This window comes from Geodermatophilus normandii (assembly GCF_003182485.1).
GTDB lineage: Bacteria > Actinomycetota > Actinomycetes > Mycobacteriales > Geodermatophilaceae > Geodermatophilus > Geodermatophilus normandii.
Genome location: NZ_QGTX01000001.1, coordinates 3,746,377 through 3,762,122, shown reverse-complemented (window position 1 = coordinate 3,762,122; position 15,746 = coordinate 3,746,377). Strand labels below are relative to the sequence as shown.

The following is a 15,746-nucleotide window of genomic DNA, read 5'->3' as shown; positions in this document are numbered from 1 at the left end:
CGGTCAGCGCGCCGCCCAGCAGGCCATCAGGATGCTGGCGTCGTCCTGCAGCACCCCGCCCTGGTGGTCGAGGACGGCGCGCATCAGCCGGCGGACCGTCTCCGGCGGGGGCTGTCCGGCGGCCGCGGCCCGGGCGAGGAACTCGGCCAGGCGGTGCTCGCCGAACCACCGCCCCGAGGCGTCCCGCGCCTCCGTGACGCCGTCGGTGTAGAGCACCAGCCAGTCCCCGGGCTCCAGTACCTCCTCGGCCACGGCGAACCCCGTCGTCTCGATCCCGAAGGGCACCCGGCCCGCCCCGGACAGCTCCTTGACCACCCGGCCGTCCCGCAGCAGCAGCGGCGGGGGGTGCCCGGCGCGGACGTAGCGCAGCCGCCCCGAGGCGACGTCGAGCTCGGCCAGCACGCCGGTGACGAAGGCGCTGCCCGGGAACGTCCCGGCGACCACCTCGTCGACCGCGCGGGCCTGGTCGTGGATGCCGCGACCGTCGCGCCGGGCGCTGCGGGCGGCGGCCAGGGCCGCGGCGACCATCAGCCCGGCGCCCAGGCCGTGCCCCATGGCGTCGAGCACGCTCATCGAGACGGTGTCCGCGGACAGGGCGTAGTCGAACGCGTCACCGCCGACGTGGGCACTGGGCTCGAGCAGCCCGGCCAGGACGAAGCTGTCGGTGGCGGCGGTGAGCGGCGGCAGCTGCTCCCACACCAGCTCGGCCGACGGCGACCGCGGCACGCTGCGCCGGGTGCGCTCCAGCACGTCGCCGTAGACCCCCATCGAGGACAGCAGGTGCGCGACCAGCGACGCCAGCCACCCGCACTGCTCCCGCAGGACGGGGTCCTCCAGGTCGTGGGCTCCGGCCACCCTCGCCTCGAGGACGCCGAGCCGGTCGGCGCCGTCGAGCAGGGGCACCCACAGGCGCGGCACGCCGCCGGCCTCCGAGGGCAGCAGGTCCGTGGTCTGGTAGACGCGGCCGGGCAGGGTCCCGTCGACGGCGAGCGGCTCGGTGGGGGGCAGGCCGTCGCCGGGCAGCCGGATCAGGTGCCGCTGCTCGTGGTCCACGACATGCACCGCGACGTCGACGCCGAGGATCCGGCCGGCCCGCACGGCGAGCGGGACGATCCGGTCCGGCGGGGCGTGGCGGGCGGCCTCCAGCAGGTGCAGCAGCGCGGCCAGCGGACCGCTGGTGGGGCGCGGCGGGCGCAGCGCTCGCGAGTAGGGCACCCGGCGGGCCGCGGTCAGCTCGTCGAGGCGCTCGTTGAGGGCGACGGCGAGCAGGTCACCGTCGGGGTCGGGGAGGCGCACCAGCCCGTCGAGGTGCGCCTCGACGTCGAGCAGGTCGGCGTTCCCGCCGAGCTGGAAGTACCGCAGCCAGAGCTGCTCCAGGGTGAGGTCGGCGTGCCGGAACGCGGCCTGCAGCCCGGCCCGCTGTCCGTCGGCCGGCCCGCGGGGGGACGTGGTCATCAGCGGAGCCGGCGGACGGCGGAGTCGACCACCGCCCGGGCCGCCTGCCGCAGCGTGCCGGCGTCCCCGCCGGACCGGGACAGCAGCATCGCCAGCGCGGTCTCCTCGCCGATGCCGTGCCGGCCCATGAGGACGCCCTTGGCCGTGCTCACCACGTCCCGGGCGGCCATCGCCTGCCGCAGCTCGTCGCTGGCGCGGCGCGCCTTCTCCCGGGCGGTGACGTGGGTGACCAGGAGGGCCGCCTGGGCCGCGGACAGGGTGAGCACCTGGGCGTCGTGGGGGGTGAAGGCGCCGGCGGCCGCGCCGTAGACCTTCAGCGCGCCCAGCGTCCGGTCCCCGGCCACCAGGGGTGCGCTCATGACCGACAGCAGCCCCAGCTCCCGGGCCACCGCCGCCCAGCGCGGCCAGCGCGGATCGGCCGACAGGTCGTCGACGCGCACGAGCGTGCGGCCGGCGGTCGCCGCCAGGCACGGGCCCTCGTCCAGCTCGTACTGGAGCTCGTCGGCCCGCTCCACGCGCGGGTCGGTCGACCCCGACGAGCGCCGCCCGGCGTCGTCGACGATCGAGGCGCCGGCACCGACGGCGCCCGGCACGGTCTCCTGGACCAGGGAGCCGACCAGGCCGAGGGCGGTGGCGACCGTCTCCTCGGACAGCAGCAGGCCCGACATGCGGGCGAAGACGACCGACAGCTCGTCGGCCAGGGGCAGGGAGCGGGCGGCGTCGGGACGCACGGGGCACCTCGCAGGACCGGCCGCGGCGCTCCCGTTTCCTCGAGGTGCTGCGGCCTGGACGTCACACGCTAGTCCTGCCGGGCTCAGCGCAGGGGTGCCGCCGTCCAGCCGCGTACCGCGGCGCCGTCGCCGGTGACCAGCCCGCGGCCGGCGAGCAGCCGGACGTGGGCGTCGGTCTCGGTGACGGCGAAGATCCGCATCCGCCGCTCGTACTGCGACCACGGCCGCGACCAGGTCAGGTGCGCGGCCAGCTCCCACGGCGTGCTGCCCGGGTGCTCGCGGACGGCGGCCAGCAGCTCGGCCAACCGGTGCTCGTGGTGGGCCCGCAGCTCCGCGGTCCGCGCGGCCAGGCCGCGGAAGCGCCACTCGTGGCCGGGGAGCACCTCGTCGGCCTCCTCGCCGGACACCGACCCGAGGGCGCCCAGGTAGTCGCGCAGCGGGTCGGCCGCGCCGCCGGCGTGCGTGGAGACGTTGGGGCTGATCCGCGGCAGCACGTGGTCGCCGGAGAAGAACAGGCCGGTGGCCTCGTCGGCGAAGCACAGGTGCCCCTCGGTGTGGCCCGGGGTGTGCACGGCGCGCAGCGACCAGCCGGGCAGGTCGGCGCGGTCGCCGTCCTCCAGCAGCCGGTCGGGGCGGGCCACCCGCAGCAGGCCGACCCGCTGCTCGGCGGTGCCGGCGTCGGCGCGCGCGTCCTCCGGCGGGGCGCCCAGGGAGACGAGGAAGGCGACCTCGGCCTCGACCATCTCCTCGGGGGTCCGGCTGGTGAAGGACGTGATCCCGGCCGCGTCGGCGGGGTGCATCGCCACCCACGCGCCGGAGGCCGCACGCACCCGGGCCGCCAGCCCGACGTGGTCCAGGTGCAGGTGGGTGACCAGCACGCCGCGCACGTCGGAGACGTCGCCGCCGATCGCGGTCAGGCCCGCGCACAGCGCCGCCCAGCTGTCGTCGGCGTCCCAGCCGGTGTCGACCAGCCCCAGCCCGCCGCCGGCCAGCTCGAGGACGTAGGCGTTCACCCAGCGCAGCGGGCCGCCCATCGGGACCGGCACCGACCACAGGCCCGGCCGCACCCGCTCGACCCCGGGCACCGCACGCTCGCGCCAGGCGTCGCGCTGGGCGTGCCCGGTCACCTCGACGGCGCTCGCCTCCACGTCCCGGCACTCTGCCAGCCACGTCTCCCGGTCACCCGCCGCGTCCCGCCGGCAGCGGGCGGTCCCGGCGGGCTGGGACGATGGGGACGTGCCCGCGCCGTCCGCCGTCCCCGCCCGCGTGTCCGCCGTCCCCCGCCTGCTGCGCGGAGCCTGCGCGCTGCTCGCCCTCGCGGTGGTCGCCGTCATGGTCGTGGTCGCGCTGCACACGCAGCCCTCGTACGCGCTGAACCCCTTCGACGCCGCCGACCGCGTGGCGATCGGTGGCGTGGGGGTGTTCGTCGGGGCCGCGATCCTGGCGCTGGGCCGGTCCCGGGTCGACGCCGACGCCTCGGGGATCCGGGTGCGCAACGTCGTCGGCGGCCGGACGCTGCCCTGGCAGGCCGTCCGCGCGGTGCGCTTCGACCGCAAGGCGTGGTGGGCGACGCTGGAGCTGGCCAACGGCGACGCGATCTCGATCACGGCGCTGCAGGCCGTCGACGGCGAGCGGGCGGCCACCGCCGTCGAGGGGCTCCGGGCGCTGCTGGAGGCCGACCGCGCCGCCCGGCCCACGCCGGTGCGCGGCCCCCTGCTCTGGGACTGACCGGCGACGGGGGAGGACCCCCGTGCCCCCACCACCCGCACGCTCGCGGCGGGCCCTGCCCACGGGTGGAGTCGACCGGAATGTCCCACCTCGCCGCGACGCTGTAGCATGGGCGTGCCTCCCCGCTACACGAGGCGCGTGAACCACTCCAGCGGCCCCGCCCCGGGCCGCTGACCCAAGAGGAGCCCGCTCCCACCTGGCGCCGTCGAGGTGCCCAGGTCCCCGGTTCGCGGGAGCCCGGCCTGCCCGGCCGGCTCCCACGACGTGCCCGGCCCGGCGACGGGCCGGTGCCGCACCGGCGAGACGGGCCCTGTGAGCAGCAGCTCACGGGGCCCTCGTCGTCTCCGGTGCCCGGGTGGGCGCGGCCTCCTCCCGTGTGACAGAGCAGAGGAGAGGCCATCACCGAGCCCCGTATCAACGACCGTATCCGCGTCCCCGAGGTCCGCCTGGTGGGCCCGGAGGGCGAGCAGGTCGGCATCGTGCCGATCGGCGAGGCGCTGCGTCTGGCGCAGGACTCCGAGCTCGACCTCGTCGAGGTCGCGCCCATGGCCCGGCCCCCGGTCGTCAAGCTGATGGACTACGGGAAGTTCAAGTACGAGTCCGCCCAGAAGGCCCGCGAGGCCCGGCGGAACCAGGCGCTCACCGTCATCAAGGAGATGCGGCTGCGCCTGAAGATCGACCCGCACGACTACGAGACCAAGAAGGGCCACGTCGAGCGCTTCCTCAAGAGCGGCGACAAGGTCAAGATCACGGTCATGTTCCGCGGTCGCGAGCAGTCGCGGCCCGAGATGGGCTACCGCCTGCTGCAGCGGCTGGCCGCTGACGTCTCCGAGCTGGGCGTCATCGAGTCCAACCCCAAGCAGGACGGCCGGAACATGGTCATGGTGATCGCACCGCACCGGAACCAGGCCGCGACCGACGGCGCCCGCCGTCAGGCGAAGGCCGACCGGGCCGCGGAGGGCTCCGCCCCCACGGCCTGACCGGGCACCGCAGGACCGCACCACCACAGACCGACGGTGCCGTGCGGCAGCTCCGTGCTGCCGCACCGCACCGCGCCGGACGAGCGACGGACGAACAGGACGACGAGGACATGCCGAAGCAGAAGACCCACAAGGGCACCGCGAAGCGGGTGCGCGTGACGGGCACCGGCAAGCTCATGCGCGAGCAGGCCGGCAACCAGCACAAGTTCGAGCACAAGAGCTCGCGGCAGAAGCGCCGGCTGGAGAAGGACCAGGTCATGTCCCCGGGCGACACCAAGACCCTCAAGAAGCTGCTGGGCATCTGAGCCCCCGCCTCCCGGAAGAGCAAGGAGTTCTCACGTGGCACGCGTGAAGCGGGCGGTCAACGCCCAGAAGAAGCGCCGGACGACCCTCGAGGCCGCCAGCGGGTACCGCGGTCAGCGTTCGCGCCTGTACCGCAAGGCCAAGGAGCAGATCCTCCACTCGGCCACCTACAACTACCGCGACCGCAAGGTGCGCAAGGGTGACTTCCGCAAGCTGTGGATCACCCGCATCAACGCCGCCGCGCGCCAGAACGACATGACCTACAACCGGTTCATGCAGGGCCTCAAGCTGGCCGGCATCGAGCTCGACCGCCGCGTGCTGGCCGAGCTGGCGGTCAACGAGCCCGCCGCCTTCGCCGCGCTGGTGGAGACCGCCCGGGCCGCCGTCGCCGCGGCCCCGGCCGGCGGCGAGCAGGCCGCCTGACGAAGGACCCTCCTGCCCCCACCGCTCGCGAGCTCGCGGCGGGACCCTGCGGGAGGGCCGACAGGTGCACGACCACGCGGCGCCGCCGGTGACCGGTCCACCAGGGCCGGCACCGGCGGCGTCGGTGCGTCCGGGGCCCGTCTGCTCCGCCGAGACCGCCGATCTCGGCGTACCAGCGCCCCGGTGACGTCGAGGACGCGCGATCTCGACCGGATCGGGAGGACGACGACGTGAGCGAGCTGCTGACCGAGCGCTCCGGGCGGGTGGCCGCCGCCCGCAAGCTGACCCGGCGCGCCGGCCGCGACGCCGCGGGCGCCTTCCTCGCCGAGGGCCGCCAGGCGGTGTCGGAGGCGCTGGCCACCGCGCCCGGCGACGTCCGTGAGGTCTTCGCCACCGAGGCCGCCGCCGAGGCGCACCGCGACCTGCTGGCGGGCACGGCCGTCCCCGTCCGGCTGGTCACCGAGAGGGCGGCCGCGGGGCTGTCGGAGACGGTCACGCCGCAGGGCCTGGTCGCCGTCTGCGCGCTGCGCGACCTGCCCGCCGGGCGGCTGACCGCCGAGCCGCCGCGGCTGGCCGTCGGCCTGGCGGGCCTCGCCGACCCCGGCAACGCCGGCACCGTGCTGCGCACCGCCGACGCGTGCGGCGCCGGCGCGGTCGTCTTCGGCGCCGGGTCGGCCGACCCGTACGGCGGCAAGGCGGTGCGCGCCAGCGCCGGCAGCCTCTTCCACGTCGACGTCGTCCGCGGGGCGCCGCTCGGCCCGCTCGTGGGCGACCTGCAGGCGCGCGGGGTCACCGTGCTGGCCGCCGACGGCGGCGGCGAGACCGCCCTCGACGCGCTGGGGCCCGCCCTGGCCGGGCCGGTGCTGTGGCTGTTCGGCAACGAGGCGCGCGGCGTCCCGCCGGAGCTGGCCGGTGCCGCCGACGCCCGCGTGCGGATCCCGATGCGCGGCCGCGCGGAGAGCCTCAACCTGGCCGCGGCCGCGGCGATCTGCCTCTACGCCACCCAGCTCGCCCAGGGCTGAGAGGGTGGCCGGCGTGGACGACGACGCCGCGAAGGCCGTGCTGCTGCGCTACCTGACGACCTCCCGCCAGGCGCTGCTGTGGAAGCTCGAGGGCCTGTCGGAGTACGACGCCCGCCGCCCGCTGACGCCCACGGGCACCAACCTCCTCGGCCTGGTCAAGCACCTGGCCTGCGTCGAGGCCGGCTACCTCGGCACCGTCCTGGGCCGGCCGTTCCCGGAGCCGATGCCGTGGGACGATCCCGACGCGGGCGACGACGACGACCTGTGGGTCCGCGCCGACGAGTCCCGCGCCGACGTCCTGGGGCGTTACGAGCGGGTCGTCGCGCACGTCGAGGCGACGGTCGCGGCGCTGCCGCTGGACGCCGTCGGCGAGGTGGCGTGGTGGCCGGAGGAGCGGCGGCACCCGACGCTGCACACGCTGCTGGTGCACGTCCTGGCCGAGGTGGGCCGGCACGCCGGGCACGCCGACGTGCTGCGCGAGGGCCTCGACGGCGCCGCCGGCCTGCGCCGGGACCACGACAACCTCACCCGGGACGGCGAGGACGACCGGGCCGCCTACCGGGAGCAGGTCGAGCGGGCCGCGGCCGCGTTCCGCTGAGGCGGAGCGGGGGACGGCGCCGCGGCGCCGCCCCCCGCGAGGACCCGCTCAGGGCAGGACCGGCTCGCGCCGGGGGACCGGTGCCGAGCCCGCCGCCGCGCGGGCCGTGGCCGCCCGGACGGCGACGCCGCGGGTGGCGGACTTGCGGTCGTACATCCGCAGGTCGGCGCGGTGCAGCAGGTCGGCGAACACGACGCCGTCCTCCGGGCAGACGCTGACGCCGATGCTGGCGCCCACGTGCACCTCGGTGCCCGACAGCGGCACCGCGCGACGGATCGAGGCGGTCAGCTCGTCGGCCACCCGCGTCGCCTCCGCCCGTGCCGTCTCCGGCGTGAGGTCGGGCAGCGCGACGAGGAACTCGTCGCCGCCCAGGCGCGCCAGCAGGTCGCGGCGGCGGACCCGCTCGCGCAGCCGGCGGGCCACCACCTGCAGCAGCTCGTCGCCGGCGGCGTGGCCGAACCGGTCGTTGACCGTCTTGAACCCGTCGAGGTCGACGAACAGCAGGCCCAGGGAGTCGCCGCGGGCGCGGGCCTCCCAGATCGCGGCCTCCACCTGCTCCTCCAGCCGGCGCCGGTTGAGCAGCCCGGTGAGCGGGTCGGTGTAGGCCAGCTCCTGGATGCGGGCCAGCGCCGCCGACGTGCGGTCGCGCTCGCGGACCAGCGCCCGCTCGGCCTCCACCCGCGCGGTCACGTCCACCTGCACGCCGATGTACTGCACGACCGTGCCGTCGGCGTCGTGCACCGGGGCGAGGTGCAGCTCGTTCCACCACGGCGTCCGGTCCGGCCCGCGCAGGTTGAGCACCGTCTCCCGGCACGACTGCCCGGCCGCGACGGCCGCCCGGATCCGCGCGACGGCGCCGGGGTCGGTGTCCGGGCTCTGCAGCAGCCGGCAGTTGCGGCCGAGGATCGCCTCCGACGGCAGGCCGGCGAGCTCCCGGAAGGCCTCGTTCGCGTACACGATCGGCTGGTCGGGCAGCCGCATGTCGACGATGGTCACCCCGCTCGGCGTCGCCTCCAGCGCCCGGCGCAGCAGCACCTCCGCCGTCGTCGTGCCCACGGCGAGGCCGGTGGCCGCCGGGCTCGCCGTCGCGGCGGGGCGCGGTTCGGCGGTACCGGCGGGCGTCGCCTGCCCGCTGCGCGGGGCCACCCGGGACAGCAGCGACTGCGCGGCGCGGGACACCGTCGTCCGCTCGTAGGTCAGCGCGTACTCGAAGGTGCGCTCGAGGTCGGGACCCTCGTCGCCGAGGTCGCGGGCCAGCAGCGCGGCGCTGAAGTGGGGGGAGAGGACGGTGACGTCCCACTCGCCGCGCACCGGGTCGCCGGCGTCGAGGTGGGCGCCGCGCACGCCCGGCAGCGGCTCCACCGGCAGGTCCTCGCCGAGCGCGCAGACGAAGCCGGTGCGCTCGACCAGGTCGCGGTAGCGCTGGGTGGTGGAGACGGTGAAGTGGCGGGCCTCCTGGAAGGTCGCGGCCACCACGCACGTCTCGCCGAGGCGCATCGCCTCGCGCTCCAGCTGCTTGGACAGCTCGATGAGCAGCGCCTTGGGGGCGCGGCGCAGCGGGACGTCGTCGGGCAGGCAGGCGAAGGGGGACACCGCGCCGATCGCGCCGGTGGTCCGGCCGGCGCCGGGGAGCACGAGCTCGCCGACCGGGAGGCGCGGGTCGGCGCCCGGGCCGGGGCGGCCGAACAGCCAGCCCTGGCCGAGGGTGGCGCCCAGCCCGCGGGCGTAGGCGAGGTGCTGCCCGGTCTCGATGCCCTCGGCGAGCACGACGGCGCCGCTGCGCTCGGCGTAGGCGTTCACCGCGTTCATGATCTCGGCGATCGCGGGGCCGGGCCGCTCCTGCACCAGGCGCAGGTCGAGCTTGACGACGTCGGGGCACAGCAGCGGCAGGAAGGCCAGGGACATGGACTCGGCGCCGACGTCGTCGACGGCGATGGCCCAGCCGAGCTCGCGGACCCGCTCGACGGTGCGCAGCAGCTCGGCCGGGCGGGCGGCGATCGCCCGCTCGGTGATCTCCATGACCACCCGCACGGCACCGGGGGCGTTCTCGGCGATGGCGACGAGGTCGGCCAGCGGCGCGGTGTCGAGCACCTCGGGCTCGACGTTGACGAAGACGGTCAGCGGCGCGACGAGCCCGGCGTCGACGGCACCGCGGAAGGCGGCGGCGCGGCAGGCCTCGTCGAGCTCGGCCAGGCGGCCGGCGCCGCGGGCGGCGGCGAACAGCGCGTCGGGCCGCTCCAGCGGGCCCACCGGGCCGCGGGCCAGCGCCTCGTAGGCCACCACCCGACCGGTGTCCATCTCGACGATGGGCTGGAAGACGCTGCGCACGCCGCGCAGGGCCTCGGCGAGGACGGGGTCGCCACCGGGCTGCACCGGTGCCTCCTGGGAGCGGGTGGTCACCCCCTGGTTGTCGGCAGCGACGACCCCGGCGCCACCCCGGCACGCGCGGCGGTCACCCGGACGGGGCAGCGGGTCACGACGGGAGGGCGATGAGGACGACGGCGGCGGCCGCCACGGCCAGCCCGGCGCGCTGGGCGCCGGCCAGCCGCTCGCGCAGCACCACCTGCGCCAGGAGCACCGTGCTCGCCGGGTAGAGCGAGGCCAGCACCCCGGTGATCGCCAGCTGCCCGCCGACCTGCGTGGCGACGAGGAACAGGGCGTTGGCCGTCATGTCGCCCACCCCGGCCAGCACCACGACCGGCAGGACCCGCCGGGACACCCGCAGCGCGCGGCCCGAGGCCAGGGCCAGCCCGCCGATCACCAGCACCGACACGACGCGGGCGGCCACGAGCGGGCTCAGGCCCGAGTCCTCGCCGGTGCGGTCGAGGACGACGAAGAACAGCCCGAACCCCGCGCCTGCGGCGAGCGCCGGGGCGACGGTGCCCAGCCGGGCGCTGCGCAGCGAGGCCAGCCCGCCCTCGGCGGCCACGAGCACCACCGCGGCCAGGGCCAGGACGATGCCGCCGGCGGCCAGCGGCCCGATCCGCTCCCCGAGCAGCAGGCCGCCGAGCACCGGCAGCGCCGCGGCCGCCACGGCCGTCACCGGGGCGACCACGCTCATCACCCCGTCGGCCAGGGAGCGGTAGAACAGCAGCAGCCCGGCCCCGCCCGCGACGCCGGCCGCCGCGCCCCAGGCCAGGTCGGCCGGTGCGGGGTCCCCGCCCAGCCACGGCAGCAGCAGCACGACGGCGACCAGCCCCGCCGCCTGGGAGAGCGCGACGACGGCGGCCGCGGTGGCGCGCCGGCTGGCCAGGCCCCCGGCGAAGTCGGCCATCCCGTAGACGACGGCGGAGGCCAGCGCCAGCAGCATCGCCATCCGGTGCGCCCTCCCGAGTCCGTCCCGCCGTCCCGGGCGATCCTGGCAGCCGGTGCCGACGCCGGCCCGGGAACCCGGGGGCGGCGGGGAGGGGGCGGCGGGCAGAATGGCCTCCCGTGTCCGGCGCCAACGACCCCTACGACCCCAAGCAGGTCGCGGCCCTCTCCGCCGAGGCCCTCGACGCCGCCGTCGCCGCGGCCCGCGAGGCCTTCGCGGGTGCCGCCGACCTCGAGGCGCTGGCCGCCGTCCGCCCGGCCCACCTCGGTGACCGCGCGCCCGTGCCGCTGGCCCGCCGCGAGCTCGGGGCGCTGCCGCCGGCCGCCCGCGCCGACGCCGGCAAGCGGGTCAACGCCGCCCGGGTCGCCGTCACCGAGGCGTACGAGGGGCGGAAGGCCGAGCTCGAGGCCGAGCGCGACGCCCGCGTGCTGGCCGAGGAGCGGGTCGACGTCACCCTGCCGTGGGACCGCACCCCGCCCGGCGCCCGGCACCCGCTCACCACGCTGACCGAGCGGATCGCCGACGTCTTCGTCGGCATGGGCTACGAGGTCGCCGACGGCCCCGAGCTCGAGGCCGAGTGGCTGAACTTCGACGCCCTGAACATCGGCCGCGACCACCCGGCGCGCACGATGATGGACACCTTCTTCGTGGCGCCGGAGGACTCCGGCCTGGTGCTGCGCACGCACACCAGCCCGGTGCAGGCCCGCACGCTGCTGTCCCGGACGCCGCCGGTCTACGTCGTCGCCCCGGGGCGGGTGTACCGCACCGACGAGCTCGACGCGACGCACACCCCGGTCTTCCACCAGGTCGAGGGCCTGGCCGTCGACCGCGGGCTGACCATGGCCCACCTGCGCGGCACGCTCGACCACCTCGCCCGGTCGCTGTTCGGCCCCGAGGCGGTCACCCGCTGGCGGCCGTCGTACTTCCCGTTCACCGAGCCCTCGGCGGAGTTCGACGTCTGGTTCGCCGAGCACCGCGACGGCCCGCGCTGGGTCGAGTGGGGCGGCTGCGGGATGGTCAACCCGCGGGTGCTCGTCGCCTGCGGCGTCGACCCCGAGGAGTTCAGCGGCTTCGCCTTCGGCGTCGGCATCGAGCGGGCGCTGCAGTTCCGCTCCGGCGTCGGCGACATGCGCGACATCGTCGAGGGCGACGTCCGGTTCACGAGTGCGTTCGGAGTGGAGCTGTAGATGCGGGTCCCCGTCGGCTGGCTGGCCGAGTACGTCGACGTCCCCAGCGGGACCTCCGTCGAGGACCTCGACAGCGCCTTCGTCCGCCTGGGCCTGGAGGTCGAGGAGGTCCACCGCCCGGCCGAGGTCACCGGCCCGCTGGTGGTCGGCCGGGTGCTGGGGATCGAGGAGCTCACCGGCTTCAAGAAGCCGATCCGGTACTGCCGGGTCGACGTCGGCGAGGCGGAGCCGCGGGGCATCGTCTGCGGCGCGCGGAACTTCGCCGTGGGCGACACCGTCGTCGTCGCGCTGCCCGGCGCGGTGCTGCCGGGCGGCTTCGAGATCGCCGCCCGGAAGACCTACGACCACGTGTCCGACGGGATGATCTGCTCGGTCCGCGAGCTCGGCGTCGGCGAGGACCACGCCGGGATCCTCGTGCTCGGGGACGGGTTCGAGCCCGGTGCCGACGCCCGCCCGGTCGTCGGCCTCGACGACGTCGTCATCGAGCTCGCGGTCACCCCCGACCGCGGCTACTGCCTCGCCATGCGCGGCATCGCCCGCGAGATGGGCACGGGCCTGGCCGTCGGCTGGCGCGACCCGGGCGCGGCCGGTGTGCCCGCCTGGTCCGGAGAGCCGGCGTGGCAGGTCACGGTCGCCGACGCCGACCGCTGCGACCGGTTCTCGATGGTCGCGATGGAGGGCCTGGACCCGACCGCGCCGAGCCCGTGGTGGATGCGGCGCCGGCTGGCCCAGTCCGGCGTCCGGTCGATCTCGCTGGCCGTCGACGTGACCAACTACGTGATGCTCGAGCTCGGCCAGCCGATGCACGCCTTCGACCGCGACGCGGTGACCGGCCCGATCGTCGTCCGCCGCGCCCGCGAGGGTGAGCGGCTGACCACCCTCGACGGCACCGTCCGCACCCTGGACGGCGACGACCTGCTCATCACCGACGACACCGGGCCGATCGGCCTGGCCGCGGTCATGGGCGGCGCGTCCACCGAGATCGGGGACGGCACGACCGCCGTGCTGCTCGAGGCCGCGCACTGGGAGCCCACCGGGGTGGCCCGCACCGCGCGCCGCCACCGGCTGCCCAGCGAGGCCGCCAAGCGCTTCGAGCGCGGCGTCGACCCGGAGATGACCGTCGTCGCGCTCGCCCGGGCCGCGGAGCTGCTGGCCGAGTACGGGGGCGCCCGCGTGGTGGGCGCGGCCGTCGACGTCGACACCCGGGGTCCCCGGCCGTCGATCCCGCTCGACGCGGGGCGGCCCGGCCGGGTCGCCGGCGTCCCGTACTCCGCGGCGCAGGTCGTCGGGCTGCTCGGCGCGGTCGGCTGCGCCGTCGAGGCCGAGGGCGGCGCACTCACCGTCACCCCGCCGTCGTGGCGCCCGGACCTCACCGACCCCGCCGACCTGGTGGAGGAGGTCGTCCGGCTGGCCGGCTACGACGACGTCCCCTCCGTGCTGCCCACCGCGCCGCCCGGGCGCGGGCTGACCGAGACCCAGCGCCGCCGCCGCGCGATCGGCCGGGCGCTGGCCGGGGCCGGCTACGTCGAGGCGCCGTCCTATCCCTTCGTCGGCACCCCGGCCCTGGACGCCCTCGGCCTGCCCGAGGACGACGAGCGCCGCCGGGTGGTCCTGGTGCGCAACCCGCTGTCGGAGGAGGAGCCGGCCCTGCGCACCACGCTGGTGCCGGGCCTGCTCGCCACGCTGGCCCGCAACCTCTCCCGCGGCCTGCGCGACGTCGCCCTCTACGAGCACGGCGCGGTCTTCCTCGGCGGCGTGGGCACCCCGGCGCCGCTGCCCGGCGTCGACGGCCGTCCCGACGACGACACCCTCGCCGCCCTCCTCGGCGCGGTGCCCGTCCAGCCGTGGCACGTGGCGGTCGCCCTGACCGGCCAGCGCGAGCCGCGCGGCTGGTGGGGCCTGGCCGGGCCGCGGGCTGGGCCGACGCCGTCCAGGCCGCCCGGGTGGTGGCCGCCGCGGCGGGCGTGCAGCTGTTCGTGCGCCCCGGCGCGGCCGCGCCCTGGCACCCGGGCCGCTGCGCCGAGCTGGTGGTCGACGGGGTGGGCGGGGAACGGATCGTCGGGTACGCCGGCGAGCTCCACCCGCGGGTGTGCGCCGCGCTCGAGCTGCCCCCGCGCACCTCGGTCATGGAGCTCGACGTCGACGCGCTCCCGGCCGCCCCCGTGCCGGTCGGGCCGCGGATCTCGACCTTCCCGCCGGTCTTCCTCGACCTGGCCTTCGTCGTGCCCGACGACGTCACCGCGTCGCACGTCGAGTCGCTGGTGCGCGGGGGAGCGGGCGAGCTGTTCGAGGCGGTGCGCCTCTTCGACGTCTACGCCGGCCCGCCGGTCCCCGCCGGGTCGCGGTCGCTGGCGTACTCGCTGGTGCTGCGGGCGCCGGACCGGACGCTCACCGCCGCCGACGTCGCGCGGGTGCGCGAGGGCATCCTCGCCGTCGTCGAGATGCAGGGCATCACCCTGCGCAGCGGCGACTGATGACCGACCTCACCGGCACCGTCGCGCTGGTCACCGGGGCGTCGGCGGGCATCGGCCGGCACCTCGCCGAGGGCCTGGCCGCCCGCGGCGCCGCCGTCGCCGGGCTCGCGCGCGGCGGGGACCGGCTGCGGACGGCGATGGCGGAGGTCGCCGCGGCCACCGGCGCGCGCACGCTCGCCCTGGCCGCCGACGTGACCGACCGGGTCGCGGTCGACGCCGCCGTCGCCGAGGTCACCCGGGAGCTGGGCCCGATCGGGCTGCTGGTCAACAACGCCGGCCTGATCGACGCCGCCGAGGTGCCGCTGTGGGAGGCCGACCCCGACCAGTGGTGGCAGGTGGTGGAGAGCCAGGTCCGCGGGCCGTTCCTCCTCGCCCGCGCCGTGCTGCCCGGGATGGTGGCCGTCGGCAGCGGGCGGGTGGTCGACCTGGCCAGCGGGATCAGCACCCGCGCCAACCCGCACTACAGCGCCTACTCGGCCGGCAAGACCGCGCAGATGCGGATCACCGAGTCCATCGACCTGGCCGGCGCACCCCACGGCGTCCGGGCGTTCGACCTGGCGCCGGGCGTCGTCGACACCGCCATGACCCGCGCGATGCCGATGCACGAGGGCCGCACCGACTGGACCCGGCCCGAGGACGTCGTCGACCTGGTGGTGGCCATCGCCGCCGGCGAGCTCGACCAGTGGTCGGGCCGGTTCTTCCGCGCCGGCGTCGACTCGCTCGACACCCTGCGGACCACGGCGCCGTCCGGCAGCGCCCGGAAGCTGCGGCTCGTCCCCTACGGCGACGGCGACCCGCTGGGCTGAGCCGCTCGGGCGCCGACCGCCCGGGCCGCGGCCACGAGCGCGGCGTTGCCGGCGGCCGGGCTGCCGTCGGGGAGCAGCAGCGTGTCCTCCAGTCCGATCCGGGCGTCCAGCCCGAGCCGGACGGCCTCCCGCAGCGCCGGCCAGGTGCTCGTGCCCTCGCCGTGCAGCTGCACCGGGACGCCCGCCGCGCCGAGCGCGGCCAGCATCTCCCGGGCCAGCTCCGCGGACGCCGCGTCGCCGGGCCCGTCGGGCAGCTCGAGCAGCACGCGGGTGCAGCGGTCCCGCAGGCGGGACGCGCGCCAGTCCCGGACCGCGCCGGGGGTCCACAGCCCCGCCTCGACGCCGACACCGCGACGGAGCAGCAGCTCGGCGACCTCCTCGGCGCCCGGCTCGTGCCAGTTGACCGAGGCGGAGTCGGGCAGGACGGTCCAGGAACGCAGCGCGGCGAGCCGGTCGGCCGGGTCGGGAGCGGCCCACGCGCCGGTGGTGACGCCGACCGGCAGGCCCGGCGCGCGGATCCGCACGGCGGAGAGCACCTCGGCCAGAGGACCGGCGGCGAGGGTGTCGGCTCCGGTCGCGTCCTTGACGTGCAGGTGCACGTCGGCGGCTCCCGCCGCGGCCACCGCCGCGGCGTCCGCGGCCAGCCGGGCCGGGCCGACCGGCAGCGCCGCGTGCTCGGCGGGACGGCGGGCGCCGTTCACGCACGCGGTCAGCACCCGGACATCC

The 15,746-nt window shown here is 77.1% G+C and carries 15 protein-coding genes and 1 pseudogene; 10 read left to right on the top strand and 6 right to left on the bottom strand.

Annotated elements, in window-relative coordinates; genetic code table 11:
* Positions 1-3: 3 nt before the first annotated feature.
* The 3 genes from JD79_RS18155 to JD79_RS18145 all read right to left on the bottom strand — a co-directional run bounded on the left by JD79_RS18155 (position 4) and on the right by JD79_RS18145 (position 3,334).
* On the bottom strand, positions 4-1,455 hold the full coding sequence (locus JD79_RS18155) for a PP2C family protein-serine/threonine phosphatase (protein ID WP_110006665.1): 1,452 nt from the start codon (positions 1,453-1,455) through the stop codon (positions 4-6).
* Positions 1,455-2,186 (bottom strand): GAF and ANTAR domain-containing protein, encoded by a 732-nt coding sequence (locus tag JD79_RS18150; RefSeq protein ID WP_110006664.1) that lies wholly within the window; start codon positions 2,184-2,186, stop codon positions 1,455-1,457. Before JD79_RS18150 ends, JD79_RS18155 begins: the two co-directional genes overlap by 1 nt.
* An 83-nt stretch (positions 2,187-2,269) precedes the next feature.
* Positions 2,270-3,334: an MBL fold metallo-hydrolase gene (locus JD79_RS18145; RefSeq protein WP_211308044.1), complete on the bottom strand. Its 1,065-nt coding sequence runs from the start codon at positions 3,332-3,334 to the stop codon at positions 2,270-2,272.
* An 88-nt stretch (positions 3,335-3,422) separates the two neighbouring features.
* Between JD79_RS18145 and JD79_RS18140 the strand changes: the two genes are divergently transcribed.
* From JD79_RS18140 to JD79_RS18115, 6 genes are all read left to right on the top strand, one after another.
* A complete protein-coding gene (locus JD79_RS18140) occupies positions 3,423-3,914 on the top strand; it encodes a PH domain-containing protein (protein WP_245900197.1) in 492 nt (163 codons plus the stop codon).
* A gap of 449 nt (positions 3,915-4,363) precedes the next feature.
* A complete protein-coding gene (gene infC, locus JD79_RS18135) occupies positions 4,364-4,894 on the top strand; it encodes a translation initiation factor IF-3 (RefSeq protein WP_245900196.1) in 531 nt (176 codons plus the stop codon).
* A gap of 110 nt (positions 4,895-5,004) precedes the next feature.
* Positions 5,005-5,199, top strand: coding sequence for a 50S ribosomal protein L35 (gene rpmI, locus JD79_RS18130; RefSeq protein WP_110007835.1), 195 nt, complete (start codon positions 5,005-5,007; stop codon positions 5,197-5,199).
* Positions 5,200-5,233: 34 nt separating this feature from the next.
* On the top strand, positions 5,234-5,620 hold the full coding sequence (rplT, locus tag JD79_RS18125) for a 50S ribosomal protein L20 (protein WP_093579784.1): 387 nt from the start codon (positions 5,234-5,236) through the stop codon (positions 5,618-5,620).
* Positions 5,621-5,850: 230 nt separating this feature from the next.
* A complete protein-coding gene (locus JD79_RS18120) occupies positions 5,851-6,642 on the top strand; it encodes a TrmH family RNA methyltransferase (RefSeq protein WP_110006661.1) in 792 nt (263 codons plus the stop codon).
* A gap of 13 nt (positions 6,643-6,655) precedes the next feature.
* Positions 6,656-7,240: a DinB family protein gene (locus JD79_RS18115; protein WP_110007834.1), complete on the top strand. Its 585-nt coding sequence runs from the start codon at positions 6,656-6,658 to the stop codon at positions 7,238-7,240.
* A 48-nt stretch (positions 7,241-7,288) separates the two neighbouring features.
* On the opposite strand, the gene JD79_RS18110 is transcribed toward JD79_RS18115, so the two are convergent.
* Complete coding sequence (locus tag JD79_RS18110; RefSeq protein WP_245900195.1) at positions 7,289-9,640, bottom strand: diguanylate cyclase domain-containing protein; 2,352 nt, start codon at positions 9,638-9,640, stop codon at positions 7,289-7,291.
* 73 nt (positions 9,641-9,713) lie between these two features.
* On the bottom strand, positions 9,714-10,556 hold the full coding sequence (locus JD79_RS18105; RefSeq protein WP_110006659.1) for an EamA family transporter: 843 nt from the start codon (positions 10,554-10,556) through the stop codon (positions 9,714-9,716).
* Between the two features lie 116 nt (positions 10,557-10,672).
* Here JD79_RS18105 and pheS point away from each other — a divergent pair, with 116 nt between their 5' ends.
* From pheS to JD79_RS18090, 4 genes and pseudogenes are all read left to right on the top strand, one after another.
* A complete protein-coding gene (pheS, locus tag JD79_RS18100) occupies positions 10,673-11,740 on the top strand; it encodes a phenylalanine--tRNA ligase subunit alpha (protein WP_110006658.1) in 1,068 nt (355 codons plus the stop codon).
* A pseudogene (gene pheT, locus JD79_RS18095) lies at positions 11,741-13,821 on the top strand (phenylalanine--tRNA ligase subunit beta); the annotation flags it as partial.
* A gap of 45 nt (positions 13,822-13,866) precedes the next feature.
* On the top strand, positions 13,867-14,214 hold the full coding sequence (locus tag JD79_RS24570; RefSeq protein ID WP_425454194.1) for a phenylalanine--tRNA ligase subunit beta-related protein: 348 nt from the start codon (positions 13,867-13,869) through the stop codon (positions 14,212-14,214).
* Entirely contained in the window at positions 14,214-15,020 is an 807-nt protein-coding gene (locus JD79_RS18090) for an SDR family NAD(P)-dependent oxidoreductase (RefSeq protein WP_110006657.1), read from the top strand. Before JD79_RS24570 ends, JD79_RS18090 begins: the two co-directional genes overlap by 1 nt.
* On the opposite strand, the gene JD79_RS18085 is transcribed toward JD79_RS18090, so the two are convergent.
* Positions 14,993-15,736 (bottom strand): 3-keto-5-aminohexanoate cleavage protein, encoded by a 744-nt coding sequence (locus JD79_RS18085; protein ID WP_110006656.1) that lies wholly within the window; start codon positions 15,734-15,736, stop codon positions 14,993-14,995. The two genes, JD79_RS18090 and JD79_RS18085, sit on opposite strands and share 28 nt — an antisense overlap.
* Positions 15,737-15,746 lie beyond the last annotated feature (10 nt).